The sequence below is a fragment of the Bradyrhizobium sp. USDA 3256 genome (genome assembly GCF_054058275.1).
Genome location: NZ_JBSSAE010000002.1, coordinates 8,176,375 through 8,192,670, shown reverse-complemented (window position 1 = coordinate 8,192,670; position 16,296 = coordinate 8,176,375). Strand labels below are relative to the sequence as shown.

Annotated in this window: 11 protein-coding genes; 9 read left to right on the top strand and 2 right to left on the bottom strand. The window is 65.6% G+C overall.

Features of this window, described 5'->3' with window-relative positions; translation table 11 throughout:
- Nucleotides 1-94 precede the first annotated feature (94 nt).
- The 5 genes from ACVWY5_RS40585 (at nucleotide 95) to ACVWY5_RS40565 (ending at nucleotide 8,336) form a co-directional block, all read left to right on the top strand.
- Nucleotides 95-2,131: an AsmA family protein gene (locus ACVWY5_RS40585; RefSeq protein ID WP_028335182.1), complete on the top strand. Its 2,037-nt coding sequence runs from the start codon at nucleotides 95-97 to the stop codon at nucleotides 2,129-2,131.
- 129 nt (nucleotides 2,132-2,260) lie between these two features.
- Nucleotides 2,261-4,708 carry an adenylate/guanylate cyclase domain-containing protein gene (locus ACVWY5_RS40580; RefSeq protein WP_028335181.1) on the top strand — a complete coding sequence of 816 codons (2,448 nt, stop codon included), beginning with the start codon at nucleotides 2,261-2,263 and terminating at the stop codon, nucleotides 4,706-4,708.
- Nucleotides 4,709-5,446: 738 nt separating this feature from the next.
- Nucleotides 5,447-5,893: a very short patch repair endonuclease gene (locus ACVWY5_RS40575; protein WP_080667124.1), complete on the top strand. Its 447-nt coding sequence runs from the start codon at nucleotides 5,447-5,449 to the stop codon at nucleotides 5,891-5,893.
- Between the two features lie 645 nt (nucleotides 5,894-6,538).
- Nucleotides 6,539-7,450: an alpha/beta fold hydrolase gene (locus tag ACVWY5_RS40570; protein ID WP_321177149.1), complete on the top strand. Its 912-nt coding sequence runs from the start codon at nucleotides 6,539-6,541 to the stop codon at nucleotides 7,448-7,450.
- A 7-nt stretch (nucleotides 7,451-7,457) separates the two neighbouring features.
- Nucleotides 7,458-8,336, top strand: a complete 879-nt coding sequence (locus tag ACVWY5_RS40565) for an HlyD family efflux transporter periplasmic adaptor subunit (RefSeq protein ID WP_028335179.1) — start codon at nucleotides 7,458-7,460, stop codon at nucleotides 8,334-8,336.
- Between the two features lie 64 nt (nucleotides 8,337-8,400).
- Here the strand turns inward: ACVWY5_RS40565 and ACVWY5_RS40560 are convergent, their stop codons facing one another.
- Nucleotides 8,401-9,342 (bottom strand): IS110 family RNA-guided transposase, encoded by a 942-nt coding sequence (locus ACVWY5_RS40560; RefSeq protein ID WP_283089771.1) that lies wholly within the window; start codon nucleotides 9,340-9,342, stop codon nucleotides 8,401-8,403.
- A gap of 281 nt (nucleotides 9,343-9,623) precedes the next feature.
- Entirely contained in the window at nucleotides 9,624-10,475 is an 852-nt protein-coding gene (locus ACVWY5_RS40555) for a caspase family protein (protein ID WP_028338029.1), read from the bottom strand.
- 371 nt (nucleotides 10,476-10,846) lie between these two features.
- Between ACVWY5_RS40555 and ACVWY5_RS40550 the strand changes: the two genes are divergently transcribed.
- The 4 genes from ACVWY5_RS40550 to ACVWY5_RS40535 all read left to right on the top strand — a co-directional run bounded on the left by ACVWY5_RS40550 (nucleotide 10,847) and on the right by ACVWY5_RS40535 (nucleotide 16,045).
- Nucleotides 10,847-12,577 carry a hypothetical protein gene (locus ACVWY5_RS40550; RefSeq protein ID WP_028338028.1) on the top strand — a complete coding sequence of 577 codons (1,731 nt, stop codon included), beginning with the start codon at nucleotides 10,847-10,849 and terminating at the stop codon, nucleotides 12,575-12,577.
- Between the two features lie 464 nt (nucleotides 12,578-13,041).
- Nucleotides 13,042-13,767: a thermonuclease family protein gene (locus ACVWY5_RS40545; protein WP_028338027.1), complete on the top strand. Its 726-nt coding sequence runs from the start codon at nucleotides 13,042-13,044 to the stop codon at nucleotides 13,765-13,767.
- Between the two features lie 128 nt (nucleotides 13,768-13,895).
- Nucleotides 13,896-14,729 (top strand): LssY C-terminal domain-containing protein, encoded by an 834-nt coding sequence (locus ACVWY5_RS40540; RefSeq protein ID WP_050383636.1) that lies wholly within the window; start codon nucleotides 13,896-13,898, stop codon nucleotides 14,727-14,729.
- 131 nt (nucleotides 14,730-14,860) lie between these two features.
- Complete coding sequence (locus ACVWY5_RS40535) at nucleotides 14,861-16,045, top strand: pyridoxal-phosphate-dependent aminotransferase family protein (protein ID WP_028338025.1); 1,185 nt, start codon at nucleotides 14,861-14,863, stop codon at nucleotides 16,043-16,045.
- Nucleotides 16,046-16,296: the final 251 nt, after the last annotated feature.

Below are 16,296 nucleotides of genomic sequence, written 5' to 3'. Positions count from 1 at the left end.
TCATTGGAGCCAGCTCCCGCTTGCGGGATAAACTCGTGTGATCGGCCGTGACTTTCTGCAACGGAACCCCGCTTGCCCGGCCTGGAACAACGACATGAGAGCACTGAAATTCGCCGGGGCCGCCATTGCTGCCGTGATCGTGATCATCGCGTTGGTGGCTGTGATCGGGATCCCGTCCTCGTTCCTCACATCGCGGATTACCGATCGGGTCGAGCGCGAGACCGGCTACAAGCTCACCATCAATGGCGGCGCCAAGATTGGCCTCTGGCCGAAGGTCAATCTGACGCTGCGCGACGTCGTGTTGCAGGACCCGCGCCAGCGCGACGTCAACAACCGGTTCGCGGCAAGCAGCGTCGAAGCCGAGATGACGCTGTCGAGCCTGTGGTCGGGCCGGACCGACATCACCGACCTCGCGATCATCAAGCCGGTGATCAACCTGCCGCTGCAGCGCGAGCGCACCCGCGACCACAATCCGCCGGCGAAATCCTCCGCGTCCGACGGCGGCGGCATCACGATCCGGCATGTCGGCGTCAGCGGCGGCACCATCGTCTTCGCCAATGTGCGCGACCGGATCGAGAGCCGGATCGACACGCTCAATGCGGACGCGACCATCGGCGACGACCGCAAGATCGTCGTCACCGGTGACGCACACGCCGGCGACAAGCCGCTGAAATTCGAGATCCGCGCGACCGCGCCGCAAGCACCGCTGGAGCGTCAGAGCGTGTCGGCCGAATTCAGCATCGATGCGCCCGGCCTGTTGCCGGCGGCGATCAAGGCGAATGCGGACGCGCGGCTGAACGGCACGGTGGTGATGTTCAACGGCGTGTCCGGCACGCTCGGCGATGGCGGCTTCACCGGCTGGGCGTCGGTCGATTTCGCCAGCAACAAGCCGTTGGTGAAGCTCGATCTCGACTTCCAGCGCATTGCGATCGCGATGCCGCCGGGCCAGTCCGGCACCACGCAGCCGCTCGGCACCAACACCTGGAGCAACGCGTCGGTCGATCTTGCCGGGCTCAACTATGTCGACGCGCAGGCGCGCATTTCGGCGGCGGAGCTTGTGATCGGCGACGGCCGTTTCACGCAGGCGGCAATCGATGCGTCCATCGACAGCGGCGTGCTGAAGGGCCGGCTCGCCAATCTCGGCGCCTATGAGGGCACCGCCGATGGCGACGTCACCATTGACGCGCGAGCTACGAATCCAACCTACGCGCTGCGGCTCGACCTCGCCGGGGTGCGCGCGCTGCCGGTGCTGAAGAGTCTCGCCGAATTCGACAAGCTCGACGGCAGGATGCAGGCCAAGATCGCGCTGACCTCGCAAGGCGGCAGCGAGCGCGCCATCGTCGGCAATCTCGCCGGCACCGCCTTCATCGTATTCCAGGACGGCAAGATCCTCGGCCTCAACGTGGCGCAGATGATCCGCAACCTCACCACCAGCACCTTGTCGGGCTGGCAGGAGAGCCAGGAGCTGTCGACCGATCTCAGCCAGCTCTCGGCCTCGTTCAAGGTCGACAAGGGGCAGGCCGTCACCACCGATCTCAACCTGATCGGCCCGCTGGTGAAGATGACCGGGGTCGGCACGATCGACCTCAACACCCGCCAGATCGGGTTCCGCGTCGAGCCGCAGCTCGTGATGACCACCGAAGGCCAGGGCCGCGCCGGCAATCCGGTCGGCCTCGGCATCCCCGTGATGCTCGAGGGACCCTGGGTGTCGCCGCGGATCTATCCGGAGATGCAGGGCATGCTCGACAATCCGCAGGCCGCCTATGCCAAGCTGAAGGAGATGGGCAAGGGCCTGTTCGGGGCGAACGGCCAAGGGCTGAGCGAGGGCCTCAACGGGCTGACCAATCTGCTCAACGGCGCGCAGGGCGGCACAGGCCAGCAACCGGACGGCGGCGCCGGCCAGAGCAACCCGCTCGGCGGGCAGCTTGGCGACACCATCGGCAATTTGCTGCAGCAGGGCCTCTCCACCCTCAACCAGAGCAACGCGTCGCGCTCGAGCCGCGACCTGAGCCGGCCGGCGCCGCCGGCCGCCGATCAGGCCCCGCCACCGCCTGCTCCGCCGGGCGAGACCGCCGAGCAGCACGACAGTCCCGCGATGAAGGACGTGCTGCGTCAGTTGTTCAATCGCTGATATTCCCGGATATCCCCCGCCGATATGAAGGGATAACCATGCGGCCCGAGGGACCGCCCCGCCCAGCCGATCCGTGCTAAACAGCGGCGGATCATGCGGCGCACCCGATCAGGGGCCGGACGAGGCTGGATGAGCGCGGCTACGGACAAGGGCAAGATCTGGTTCCTGCGCGGCGGCCTGTTCGCCAAATACGTCCTCGCGCTGGTCGGCCTCGTCGTGTTCGTGCTCGCAGTCAACGGCGCGCTCGAGACCTGGATCAGCTACCGCGGCATCAAGGGCACGCTGACGGATGCGATGAGCGAGAAGGCGGACGCCACCGCCAAGCGCATCGAGCAGGCGATCTCCGACCTCGAGCGCCAGATCTCCTGGGTGACCCGCGCCTCTTCCAACACGATCGAGCTGCGCCGCGCCGACTACGCGCAGTTGCTCGGCCAGGTGCCGGCGGTGAGCCAGCTCAGCTTGATCAGCGGCCAGGGCCGCGAGCTGCTGCGGCTGTCGCGCCAGACCACCACGGTCAACTCCAACGCCGATTTCTCCCGCGATGTCAGATTCACCGAGACCATCGCCCGCGGCACTGCCTACGCGCCGGCGTATTTTCGCGACGGGCGGCCGTTCATGTCGATCGGCGAGCAGCATTCCGGCTTCAATGCCGGCGTCACCATGGCAGAGATCGACCTGCGCTTCCTCAATGACTATTTCGGCGATTCCCAGGTCGGCCGGCTCGCGCATGCGTATGTCGTCGATGCCAAGGGCCGGGTGCTCGCGAGTTCGTCGAAGGGGCCGGAGGTCGGCAAGGACCTCGCCGCGCTGCCGCAGGTCGCCGCGGTGCTGTCGCAGAGTGGCAGGCCTATCGCCTCCGGCAAGGATGTCGACGGCAACGCGGTGCTGACGACAGCGACGGCCGCGCCGAACCTCGGCTGGCACGTGTTCTATGAGCAGCCGACCGCGCAGGCGCTGTCGCCGATCCGCGACCAGCTGGTGCGCATCGCGCTTCTGATCGCGCTCGGCCTCGTGGTCGCGATCATCGCCGGCACAATCCTGGCGCGGCGCATGCTGGAGCCGATCACGGCGCTGCGCACCGGCGCGCGGCGGTTAGGGGCCGGCGATTTCGGCCATCGCATCGAGGTGAAGACATCAGATGAGCTGGAAGAGCTCGCCGGCCAGTTCAACAGCATGGCCACCCAGCTTGCCGAGACCTATTCCGACCTCGAAGCCAAGGTGAAGGAGCGCACCCGCGACCTCGCGCAATCGATCAACGAGCTGAAGGTGCTGGAGGAGGTCGGCCGCGCGGTGGCGTCCTCGCTCGACCTCAACGCCGTGCTGCCGACGGTCGCCGCCCGCGCGCTCGAGATCACCCATGCCGACGCCGTGCTGATCTATGGCTATGACGTCGCGCAGCGCAGCTTCACCCTGACGCAATCGATCGGCACCGACAGCGGAGCCGAAGGCCATCATCGCGCGATCGATGCGGCAAACAGCCCGCTCGGCGAGGCCGCCGCGAAGGGCGAGCCGCTGGCGTTTCCCGATCTCGCGGCAAGTCCCGATTGTCCGCCCGATCATCCGCTGCGCGATGTCGTGGTCGGCGCCGGCTTCCACTCGGTGCTCGTGGTGCCGCTGGTCGACCAGCAGGGCGTGCTCGGCGCGCTGGTGGTGCTGCGCAAGGCGGCCGGCGATTTCCCCTCGAGCCTGATCGGCCTGGTGAAGACCTTCGCGCACCAGGCGGTGCTGGCGATGCGCAACGCGCGGCTGTTCACCGAGGTGGACCAGAAGAGCCACGCGCTGGAACAGGCCAACGCCACCGTGCGCGAGCAGGCCGACAAGCTGCGCGAGCAGACCGAAGCGCTCAAGGACTGGAACAAGTCGCTGGAGCAGCGGGTCGAGACCCAGCTCGGCGAGCTCGAACGGGTCCGCCGGCTCGAGCGCTTCCTGGCGCCGCAGGTGGCGCAGCTGATCGCCTCGTCGGACAATCCCGAGGGCCTGCTCGACAGCCACCGCCGCGAGGTCACCGTGGTGTTCTGCGACCTGCGCGGCTTTACCGCCTTCACCGAGGCGACCGAGCCCGAGGAGGCGATGAACGTGCTGCGCGAGTATCACGCCGCGCTCGGCAAGCTGATCTTCAAATACGAAGGCACGCTCGACAAATATGCCGGCGACGGCGTGATGATCCTGTTCAACGCACCGATCCAGCTTGCCGACCACACCGCGCGCGCGGTGAAGATGGCGGTGGAGATGCGCGACACGGTCGGTCCGCTGACCGAGAAGTGGCGCAACCGCGGCCATAGCCTTGGTTTCGGCATCGGCATTGCGCTCGGCTACGCCACGCTCGGCCAGGTCGGCTTCGAGCAGCGGCTGGAATATGCCGCGATCGGCAGCGTCACCAACCTCGCCTCCCGCCTGTGCGGCGAGGCCAAGGCCGGCCAGATCGTGGTGAGCCGCCGCGTCTACGGCATGGTCGAACCCTACGTCGAAGGCCGCGCCATCGACGACCTCGTGCTGAAGGGATTCAACCATCCGATTTTGGCTGCGGAAATCCTGCGCTGGAAGGGCGAGCCGTCAGCGGAAGCGGCAGCGGAGTAAGTGACCCACTCTCTCGCCACGTCGTCCGCGCCCCCTCCCCAACGTCGTCCTGGCGAAAGCCAGGACCCATAACCACCGCTATCCGTGATGAGAGGGATCGTGACCCCAGCCTCGCGCCACAACGGGGTAATGGGTCCTGGCCTGCGCCAGGACGACAGCGAATATACGGCCCCGTTCCTGATTCAATTATCAAGCAGCCGAGGGAGAGACACACGCCGCATCCTCGCGACGCCACCGCGCCCGAGTCATGCGATCAACCACTCTCAGGGCGCAGGGAAGGCCGGGCGCCGATCGCACCCGCGGGTCCCGTGCAACAAAAAGCACGGGAGGTAAGACCACAGGCGAAACCGGAAACATCCGGCCTTCCCTGCGCGATGGGTTACGGCTTACTTCGTACTCTCCCCGGCGAGACTTGGCTTTATTGTCACCGTCTTCACAACGCACATCGCGCAATGCGAAAAGGCACCTGCCATTGGGGCGCCCGAACCGCACGACTTCACAGTCCGCCGATCAGCGCGCGTCGTCTGTCGCGCCGCCAGCGTCCATCGCCACCCGCCGCGTTCGTGACGACCGCGATACGCCCCTCTTGCCGGGCGGGACCGGGGACGCTGTACAAGTGAGTTGGGGGAGACGTCAAGATAAATTACGAAAATCGGAAGACATCAAGCACACAAAGCAAGCACGTGCTATTGTGCCACACGCAACGCCTCGTGCACGTCAAGGAATAGCTAATCAAAGATGCCGGACAATCTAGACGCAGAGCAACGTCGCCGAACGATGCAGTCGATTGGAAGTAAGAATACGCGATCGGAACTGCGGACCCGCAGGTACCTCCATGCGCGAGGGTTCCGTTTTCGTCTGCATGACAAGTCACTGCCCGGAAAGCCCGACATTGTTCTGAAGAGATACAAAACAGTGATCTTCGTTAATGGTTGCTTCTGGCATCAACACGGTTGTTCGCGGAGCGCTGTACCAAAGACCAATCGGACATATTGGGTTCCAAAATTGCGCGCCAACGTAATGCGTCATGAAACTCAAATCATACAACTAAGAGAGTCCGGGTGGACCGTCATAGTTGTGTGGGAGTGCGACACCATCTCGAACGATAAGCTTCGAATGCGGCTCCGCCCTCTGATTAGAAGGCGGAACACCTCTAGATCGAACTTAGACCAAGTTGCTTCGTAACAACTTCGTCAATCATAGTCTCAATAGCACCAGCGTCGAGCGCGTCGAGCAACCGATATCCACCAAGCCCATTAAGTGAAGGCCCGCAAGTCTTCACCACTCTTATGGTGATCGTCATCCGATTCGGCTACTCATAAGACATTCTCACACCGGACGAAGACGAATCGAGGGGTAGAGCCAGAGCTTGGGAAGCACTAATGCGGCTTTGCGCCCTCAATTTCGCACCAAGTGACAAGACTAAAATCGTCGCGTATTTAGGCACCGTCGGCATAGCTGCCATCGCCGCTCCCATTGAAGCAATAGGCGGAGGCGAAGCCACCCCCCGGTACGTTTAGGTCGAGTCCGCACCGGAGCCGGGAAGCGTGCCCAAGCGGATAAGTTCGACAGCCGAAGTACCTTAGGCCAACGTTCCGTGTCGACATGAACGCCGGTAATTCTGATCTCCAAGTTGGCGCCTTGTGGGCCTATTCTGAGCCAGGTCCGATTGCGCATCACCATCCAGTGACCCCCGCCCCCTCCGCAATCACGATCACGGCCCCACCCACCCCCTCCCAGGAATAACCCATCCCCCATCTCGCTCGCGTCATGACGGGCGCGTGCGAACGCGCGCGCCTTGCGACAACAAGAACAAGCAGGATGGGTTTGATGACGGGTTTGGATGGGACGCACGCGGCGGCGTCGGTGGTGGCGCTGCATTGCTCGCTGGGGTCGGGACGGCAATGGACCAAGCTTGCGGCGGCGCTCGGCGGCGACCGGTTCATGGCGCCCGACATTTCCGGCTATGGCGTTGCCGCCTGCGGGCGCGACTGGCCGCGGACGCTGGATGGCGAGATCGCGCGGCTCGAGCCCTGGCTCGCCAAGGCCGACGGGCCGATCCATCTGATCGGGCATTCCTATGGCGGGGCGATCGCGTTTCGGCTGGCGACCACCTCGCCTTATGCGCAGCACATTCGCAGCCTGACGCTGATCGAGCCCGTACTGCCCGCGTTGCTTCGAGATACGCCTGCCGACGCGCGGCTGTACGATCGCTTCGCGCGGATCGCGCAGATCGTCTCAAAGGATATTCTCGACGGCGCCGTGATGGAGGCTGTCGAGGCGTTCACCGCGTTCTGGGCCGGCTCCGGGCCGCGCGAGCAGTTCTCGCCGAGCGGGCGGCTGCGGATGATCGAGCAGGCCGACAAGCTGCCTTGCGATTTCAGCGCCGCGCTTGACCTTGACGCCGTGGCGGAAGCCGCGCGTGGCTTGAAGGTCCCGACGCTTTTGATGTCGGGCGGGCTGTCGCCCTATGTGACGCAGCGCATTGTCGCAAAACTCGCCGCGCTGATCGATGGTGCCGAGCTGCGGCATCTGCCGGGTGCCGGCCACATGCTGCCGGTGACGCATGCCGATCGCGTCAACCCGGAGATCCTGCGGCATATCTGGCGCGCCCAGGAGCTGGCGAATTTGGAGCTGGCGAAGCTGGAGCTGGCGGCGGATGCGGGACCGGCCGAGGCAGCGCAGCCGGCTGGCTCGGCCAGGCGGCATCTGGTATTCAGGAGGCCCTCATTTTGGGAATAGTCTGCAGATGATTTTGCCCCGCACGCGCGCTTCAGCCCTCGCCGCCTCCGCGCTGCTCGCGCTCGCGTCTTCTCCCGCGCTTGCCGCAGGAGAGGCCGACGCGGTGCCGAAGGGCGCGGCGGTGACGGTGCTGAAGGCGTCGAAATTCTGCTTCGGCAATATCGTCGAGGTTTCGGGCATCGTGCTGCCGCGCGACGAGCAGCAGATCCGGCCCGATCGTTTCGGCTTGAAGGTGGCGGAGGTGATGGCCGATCCCGGCGACACCGTCACCGCAGGGCAAGTGCTGGCGAAGCTGACCGACGGTGCCAACCCGGTCAACGTCACGGCGCCGGTGGCGGGCACGATCTCGGGCTCGTCGGCGATCGTCGGCGCGCCGGCCTCGGGCAAGGACGCGCTGTTCTCGATCATCGCCAAGAGCGAGTACGACCTGGTCGGCATGGTGCCGACCCGCGACATCGCCAAGCTGAAGACCGAGCAGACGGCCCAGCTCAAAGTCCTCGGCGCCGGCGATCTCGACGGCAAGGTGCGGCGGATCGCGCCGACGGTCGAGCCGAACAGCCAGCTCGGCCAGGTGTTCATCGGCATTGGCGCCAACAAGCGGCTGCTGGTGAATTCGTCCGGCCGCGCCCAGATCAAGACCGGGCAGAGCTGCGGCGTCGCGGTGCCGCTGACCGCGATCCTCTATTCCACCGCCGGCACCGTGGTGCAGGTGGTGCGCGGCGGCCGCGTCGAGACGCGGCGGGTCGAGACCGGATTGATGTCGGCGGGACAGGTCGAGATCCGCGACGGCATCCAGGAAGGCGACATCGTCGTCGCCCGCGCCGGCGCGCTGCTGCGCGAGGGCGATCCGGTGCGGCCGGTGGGCGCGAGCGCGGATGCGAAATAGGCGAAGCAGGCGCCGCCACATTCACAGTGTCGTCCCGGGCAAGCGAAGCGCGACCCGGCAACTGTTATGTCGGCTTGGTCTGCAGGTAGGGCTTTCTGTCGCGCATCATGGCGTTGAGGACCGTTAGGAGCTTCCTGGCGACGGCAATGAGAGCGAGCTTGGCTGGTTTGCCGACCTGTCGCAGCCGCGCGTAGAAGGCCTTGAATGGATCGGCCCGACGAACCGCGTTCAGAGCCGCCATATAGAGGGCGTCACGAACGCGCTTTCGGCCGCCGGCGATCTTGCGTTTTCCACGGAAGGCGCCGCTGTCGACGTTGAAGGGGGCAAGGCCCGCGAGCGCGGCGATCTGCTTCGCTCCAACATGTCCAAGTTCCGGCATCTTCGCGATCAGCTGCATGCAAGCCACGGGACCCACGCCCGGCAGTGAGCGCATCAACCGCGCATCGTCCGCGATCTCCGGCTCGGCCTTGGTCAATGCGTTGATATCGGCCTCGATCTCGGCGATCTCGCCATCGAGAACCTCAATGAGCCGACTGATCCGTTCGGCCATGGCGCGGTCGTCGGCCTCGCTGCGCCGGTTCTTCTCCTGCGCGCGCATGAGAACCAGTTGGTCCCGCCGTTTTGCAAGCCCTGCCAAAGCGTTGCGGGCGGGATTGGCGGCCCGCTCGGCTGCCGGCTGCATGACCCGGCCAAAGGCCGCCAGCATCCGTGCATCGATCGGATCGGTTTTGGCAAGTTGGCCGCTGGCCCGCGCAAAATCGCGAGCTCGAGCCGGATTGATCCGAGCGAAGCGGACACCGGCCTGGCTTAGGGCCTCGCGAAGCGCGAGGTCATAGGCGCCCGTGGCCTCGAAGACGACCAGCGCATCGCATCGCCAACGCGCCACCTGCTGTGTGATGGCCTGTGCCGCGTTGGCGATGCGCCTGGACACGCCGTCAGCTTCATCAAAGATATCGAGATGCTTCTTGGAGACGTCGATTCCGACATAACGAGGGGGTATGATCACGGTGCCTGTCCCTGTGATGCGAGGTCTGTTGGCGCAGCCTCGTGCAACTGTTCAGGTTGGTAATGGAACGGGCGGGAGGCCGAGCCGGCTCACGGCGTCAAGCGCCAAGGACCCAACGGCTTCCCGCCCAACCCATCCTGACAGACTTCCAAGACACAGGGACCCATAACCACGAATGCGCGAATAGGATCGCGCTGGGGCCACAGCGCGGAGCCACAATACCCGGTCGTGGTTATGGGTCCTGGCTTTCGCCAGGACGACATTGGAGGAGACGGCGTGCCTCAGCCGCCGAGCTTGATGTCTTCCAGCAGCGAGGACGACACGCTCGGCACCTGCTCGCCTTCCGACGCGCGCGAGATCGCGACGCGGGTCTTGTTGAAGGCGCTTTCGGCGCCGGCCTGGGCGTTGAGGTTGTTGAGCAGCTCGGAAACCAGCACGCTGTTCGGCGCCTTAGAGTCGTCGGCGACCTTGCCCGGCGTCGCCGAGCTCAGCACGATGGTGTTCTCCGGCGGGCTGATCGGGGCGAGACCGTGCGAGAACGCGCGGAAGCGGCGCTCATAGGGATTGCGGCGCGAGGCGTCGAGCACGACGAGCTTGGCCTTGGCACCGCGCTCCTTCATCGCATCGAGCACGGACTCGACGCTGACGCCGGTGCGCTTGACGTCGGCTTCCTTCCAGATCGTGGCGTCGACCGGAATCATGTAGCTCTCGCGGCCGACCTGCACGCCGTAGCCGCCGAAGAACAGCATCACGACCGTGTCGGGGCGAATCTTGGCCTTCATGCGCTCGACCGCGCGGAACATGTCGTCCTTGGTCGCATCCTCGACCACGTCGACGTCAAAGCCCTCGCGGCGCAGCGCCGACGACAGGGTGCGGGCATCGTTGATCGGCTGGGCCAGCGGCGCCGCGGCGTCCGGGTAATGGCCGTTGCCGATGATCAGCGCGAGGCGGGAAGTGCCTGCCGGAATGCTGCCGGTCAGCTCGGTGGCGGCGACCTTGTCGCCACCCTTGACGACATCGAGGGTGCGCTTGTTGAGCGCGGCATGGGCGCCAATCGCCAGCGACACCGTGCCGGCCACCGCCACGCAGACGGCGATGGTGCGGCGGGAAATGCGAAGCTGCCCAAGGTCCATAGCGTTCCTAAGTCCCAATTCTTATCCCGATGGCGCTCAAGCGAAGATCGCGCCAGTTAGTCGCGTCAAAGACGTTCAGGTTTAATGGGGTTGAGGTGTGTGTGCCGTTGAATTGAACTCAATTTGCGGCGCCGCAACAAACGCTCCTTTAACCCGGACGGCCGCCCGGGGCAACCCGAATTGCCGCATGCCGCCGCCCGGCAGAGGCCATTGACGCCGTTAAAATCCCGTTACGTGACCTCAGTCACATTTGTGTTTTGTAGCGATTCATGTAGCTTTCCAAAGGCTTGCGGGTTTGGGGCAGAGCGACAGGAAACACCGTCGGGCGGCGGCGTTAACCGGTCCTCGGGAAAGGGGATTCTTTGAGCTTCTTGGGCCTTCACGAGATCGCAGGCGCGGTGTGCCGGTCGCTGACCGCCCGAAAGGACGGCCCATCGCTGTACGACGTCTGCGACCCCGTGCTGCAGGCCTATCGCGGCGGCGATGCCCATCTCGGAAAATTCTACCGGACCGCGCTCGGCAATCCGCCGCTACGCGCGCTGCTCCGCCGCACCGGCCTGCCCGCGCTCGACGATCCCGACCGCCTTGCCGGCCTGCGCGCGGCGCTCACCGCGGCGCGCGACGTCGCGACGCCGGACTGGGCCGCGATCGGCACGCCCGTCGCGGCATTGATGGACGGTATCGGCGTGCACCACCCGGCCCCGCCCGCCGCGACCGCACCTAGCCGCCCGCCGGAGGTCGCCGAGATCGACCGCGTGATCCGCCTGACCGGCGCGCATCTGTTGCGCTCGTTCGGCAGGAACGGCTTCATCCCGACCTACGCCGCCTTCAACCTGATCGGCGACCCCGACGTCGGCGGGCGCGAGCTGCTGATGGCGCTGACCGGGCTGAACGCGCGCGGCTACAAGAACTCGACCTTGCTGTTCAATCTGGCGCGGATCTTCATCGCGCATTCGCCGGCGCGCGCGCTGATCAACCCGGCCTGGCGCGGCATCGCCGAGCCGATGTGGGAGCCGGTGCAGATCCGCCACCGCTCGGCCTATTACGACGCCTTCTTCACCGAGGCGCTGCTCGGCTTCGTCGAGACCGGGCTTGCCTCGCCGGATGAAGCTGCTACCGCGCGGCGCGCGGTCGCCGACATGGTGGATTTCTGCCTCAAGACCAGCGCCGAGGAGGTGCCGTCGCATGACGGCTCGACGGTGAAGGTCATCACCGCGCTGGCGCCGGGCCGGCATCCGCGCTTCTCGCGCTTCTTCGCGCAGATCAAGCAGGATCTCGGCTTCGGCATCTATGTGCCGGACTGCGACACCACGGCGTGCTCGTTCTCGGCGGCGACCCAGGCCGGCTCCGACGATCCGATCCTGCAGCAGCCGCTGCTCGACTTCTACCGCGGCTACCAGGTGCGATCGGGCGCCAACGAGCCGCGCGTCACCGTGCCGCTTAACGACAACATCGATTACGAGGGCGGCGTCGTCACCTGGATCGACAATCTCGCCGGCGAGCGGCCCTATGGCAACGACCTCGATCCGACGCTGAATCTCGACATCCTCGAGGTCTCGTTCCGCAACCTCGCCCGCTGGCAGATCATCGAGACGCCGCAGCGGCTGGAGACGGTGCAACGCATCATCGCTTTCCAGAAGAATCTGGTCGAAAGCGGCGCGTTCAAAAATCCGCGCTCGCACATCTATTATCTGCCCGAGCTCTATTCGGCCTATTTCGGCCGCTGCTATGCCGCCTTCGTCGCGCTGCCGCTGGCGGCGCAGCGCATCATCGATCCCGGCAACGTGTTCGCGCTGATCCGCGCCCGCGTGCTCGGCTATGTCACGCACGAGCTGATCGCCCACGAGATGAACCCGTTCGACGCCGCGCTGGCGCTGATGGCGCTGGCGCATCTCGGCGCCGAAGTCTCGACCTTCACGCCGGCGCTGCACTGCATCGTGCAGGGCCTCGGCGAGGGCGGCCGCAAGGGGCCCTACCGGGCCTATGAGTGGAATAAGATGAAGACGCCGACCCGCATCCTGGTCGGCGGGCCGGAGGTGACCTCGGCCTTCGTGCTGATGGCGCTGGCGCTGGCGAAGCGACGAATGGCCGCGGTGTTGTAGCCCGGACGGAGCGCAGCGAAATCCGGGGGCTGCCGACGCAGACGCACCTCCCCGGATTGCGCTTCGCTTCATCCGGGCTACGGATAAAGACCAACGCCTCGTTGATACCCGATGACGCTGCGCTCTACTCATCCGGGCTGCGGGACTTCACCCTCCCCTGGAGGGGGAGGGTCGTATCGCATCGCGCGAAGCAAGATGCGATACGGGGTGGGGTGATCTCTCAACACGGGCACTGCTCAAGTGGACAGACCTTCACCCCACCTCGGCTCGCATTGCGCTGCGCTTCATGCGACCCGATCCTCCCCCTCCAGGGGAGGATCGCGGACATCGGGATGACGCGAAGTTGAAACTGGCGGAAACGCAACAGCACTGGCACGGTTGCCCAATTGCCCGCACAATCGTTGGGCACTGACCTCTGCACGCTAAAAGCCATTTGAACGATAAGAACCTGGCCGGGAACGCCGATGTTCAAGACGCTGCTCACCGCGGGCCTGCTGCTCTCGCTGCCGACGCTGGCTGTCGCCGCCGACATCACCGGCGTGCCGAAGATCCGCGACGGCGACCAGCTCATGATCGGCAGCGTCCGCATCCGGCTCGCAGGCATCGACGCGCCGTCGACCGACCAGCTCTGCCTCAACACCAAGGGCGAGCGCTGGACCTGCGGCGTCGCCGCGCGCGACGAGCTGATCAAGCATGCCGGCAACAAGACCTGGACCTGCCACGCCCGCTCGGTCGATCGTCGCGGCCGCACCATCGCGCGCTGCGAGGTCGACGGCGAGGACATCCAGAAATGGCTGGTCGCGAGCGGCTGGGCGCTGGCCTACACCCGCGCCTCGCATGACTACGAAGCCGACGAGAAGGCCGCGCGTGAGGCAAAAGCCGGGATGTGGCAGGGCGCCTTCATCGCGCCGTGGGACTGGCGGGTGCGCAACAAGAAGACCACCGTGCTCGGCGCGGTGAAGCCGCCGGATGGCGCCAACGCGATCCTGCTCGCCTCGGCCTCCGGCCCGGTGGCGCCGTCACCCGACTGCACCATCAAGGGCAATGTCAACCGCTCCGGTGAATGCATCTTTCACCAGCGGACCAGCCGCTGGTACGCCAAGATCGAAATGAAGATCAGCAAGGGCACGCGCTGGTTCTGCTCGGTCGAGGAAGCCGAGGCCGCCGGCTGCCGCGAGACGCGGCGCTAGTCGGAAGTGCGATTGGGTTGTAGCCTCATCGGCACCGCTTGCGACGCTCTTTATGAGGAGAAAGTCCCCACCCGGATTGCATCTTCGATGCAATCCGACCTCCCCCGCAAGCGGGTGAGGACCACGGCATGACCGATGTCGAGATCAAGCCTCCTTCCGCGCGCCGGCGCAGCCGCCTCCGGCAAGCGCAGATACTATTGCTGCTCGTTCTGGCGATCTACCTGATCGCGGCCTATCTGCTGCTGCCGGCGTTGTGGACGCATTACGAGCACCAGAAGGGCCTCGCCAATCTGCCGATGGTGACGCGCACCGCGCAGGGTATTCCCGGCGATCCGATGAATGTCGGGCTGATCGGCGACAAGAGGGACGTGGTCTGCGCGATGCACGAGGCCGGCTGGTATCCGGCCGATCCGGTCACGCTGAAATCCTCGATCGAGATCGTCGGCAGCGTGCTGCTCGATCGTCCCTACAAGGATGCGCCGGTGAGCAACCTATTCTATCTCGACCGCCGCGAGGATCTCGCCTTCGAGCGGCCGGTCGGATCGAGCGCGGACCGCCGCAATCATGTGCGGTTCTGGAAGGTGCTCGATCAGGGCGAGGAGAAGCGTCCGGTGTGGCTGGGTGCCGCGACGCTCGACCGCAGCGTCGGCGTCAGCCACTACACTGGCGCGGTAACCCATCACATCGCGGCCGACCTCGACGCCGAACGCGCGCTGCTCGCCACCGACCTCGAGTCCGCCGGCATGGCCACCGCGAAATATCAGGTGACCGGCATCGGCCCGACCTTCAACGGTCGCAATGGCGGCGGCGATCCCTATTACACCGACGGCGAAATCTGGGTACTGCGGCTGGTCGAGGCCTGCCGCAAGAACCACGGCACCGTCGAGCAGCTCCCGAGCCCCGCCGCGACCGAGTTCAAGGACCAGATCTGGCGCGCGGTCGTCGAATCGATCGGCAAATAGCATCGTGTCCCGCGGTTTTGGAAACGCTGGATTGCTTCGTCCTGCTCGCAATCGTAGCCGCGATGGAATAGTCTCCGCGCTTGACCCCTCACACGCATGATTTGCGCGCTTTATCCAAAAGGAACAGGACGATGACCGTTCGCGCGGGCCGGGAATTTCTGGCCATCCCCGGGCCCACCACGATGCCCGATCAGGTGCTGCAGGCAATGCACCGCCCGGCGCTCGACATCTACTCCAACGAGATGGTCGAACTGACTGACAGCCTGCTGCGCGACCTCTCGAGGCTGTTCGCCACCCAAGGCAAGTCCTACATCTACATCTCGAACGGCCACGGCGCCTGGGAGGCGACGCTCTCCAACGTGCTGTCGCGCGGCGACAAGGTGCTGGTGCTGGAGAGCGGGCGCTTCGCGATCGGCTGGGGCCAGGCTGCGGCCGCGATGGGCGCCGAGGTCGAGGTGCTGAAGGGCGACTGGCGCCGCGCGATCCGCGCGGCCGAGGTCGAGGAGCGGCTGCGGCGCGACAAGGAGCACACGATCAAGGCGATCCTGGTAGTACAGGTCGACACCGCGTCCGGCGCCTATAACGACATCGAGGCGATCGGCAAGGCGATCAAGGCCGCCGGCCATCCTGCATTGTTCATGGTCGACACCGTGGCCTCGCTCGGCTGCATGCCGTTTGAGATGGACAAATGGTACGTCGACGTCGCGATGTCGGGCTCGCAGAAGGGCCTGATGACGCCGCCCGGCCTCGGCTTCGTCGCCGCCAATGACCGCGCCTGGGACGCCCACAAGAAAGCCGATCTGCGCACGCCCTATTGGGACTGGACCGAGCGCGAGGGCTCGGAGCACTACCGCAAATATGCCGGCACCGCGCCGGTGCATCTCTTGTTCGCTTTGCGCGAGGCGATCAACATGCTGCACGCCGAAGGCCTGGAGAATGCGCATCTGCGGCATCGCCTGCTCGGCGAAGCCGTGCGCCGCGCGGTCGCGGTCTGGGGTGAGGGACAAGTGCTCGGCTTCAACATCGCTGAGCCCGCCGAACGTTCCAACACCGTGACGACGGTGACCGTGAAGGGCGCCGATCCCGCCGCGATCCAGCGCTATGCCAAGGAGAAATGCGGCGTGGTGCTCGGCACCGGCATCGGCGATTTGCAGGGTCAGGCCTTCCGCATCGCGCATATGGGCCACGTCAACGCCCCGATGATCCTCGGCACCCTCGGCGTCGTCGAGGTCGCGCTGACGGCGCTGAACATCCCCCACGGCAAGGCCGGCGCCGACGCCGCCATCCAGTGGCTCGGCGAGAACGTGAAGGCGTAGGCCGAGCGCAGGCAGCGACCCGTCATCCTGAGGTACGAACGAGGCCACACGCTCCGCTGTCGTCCCGGCGAAAGCCGGGACCCATAATCCGCGGCGAATATTGTGGGCAGCCTCGTCGTTCCACCGGCGCACAACAATGACCATCGGCGGCTATGGGTCCCGGCCCCCGTGCGCAATTGCGCACCAGGCCGGGACGACACTGAATGTTTGGCGTCGCTTGTGAATAATACGCCCACAAGGGTGACGGGAGG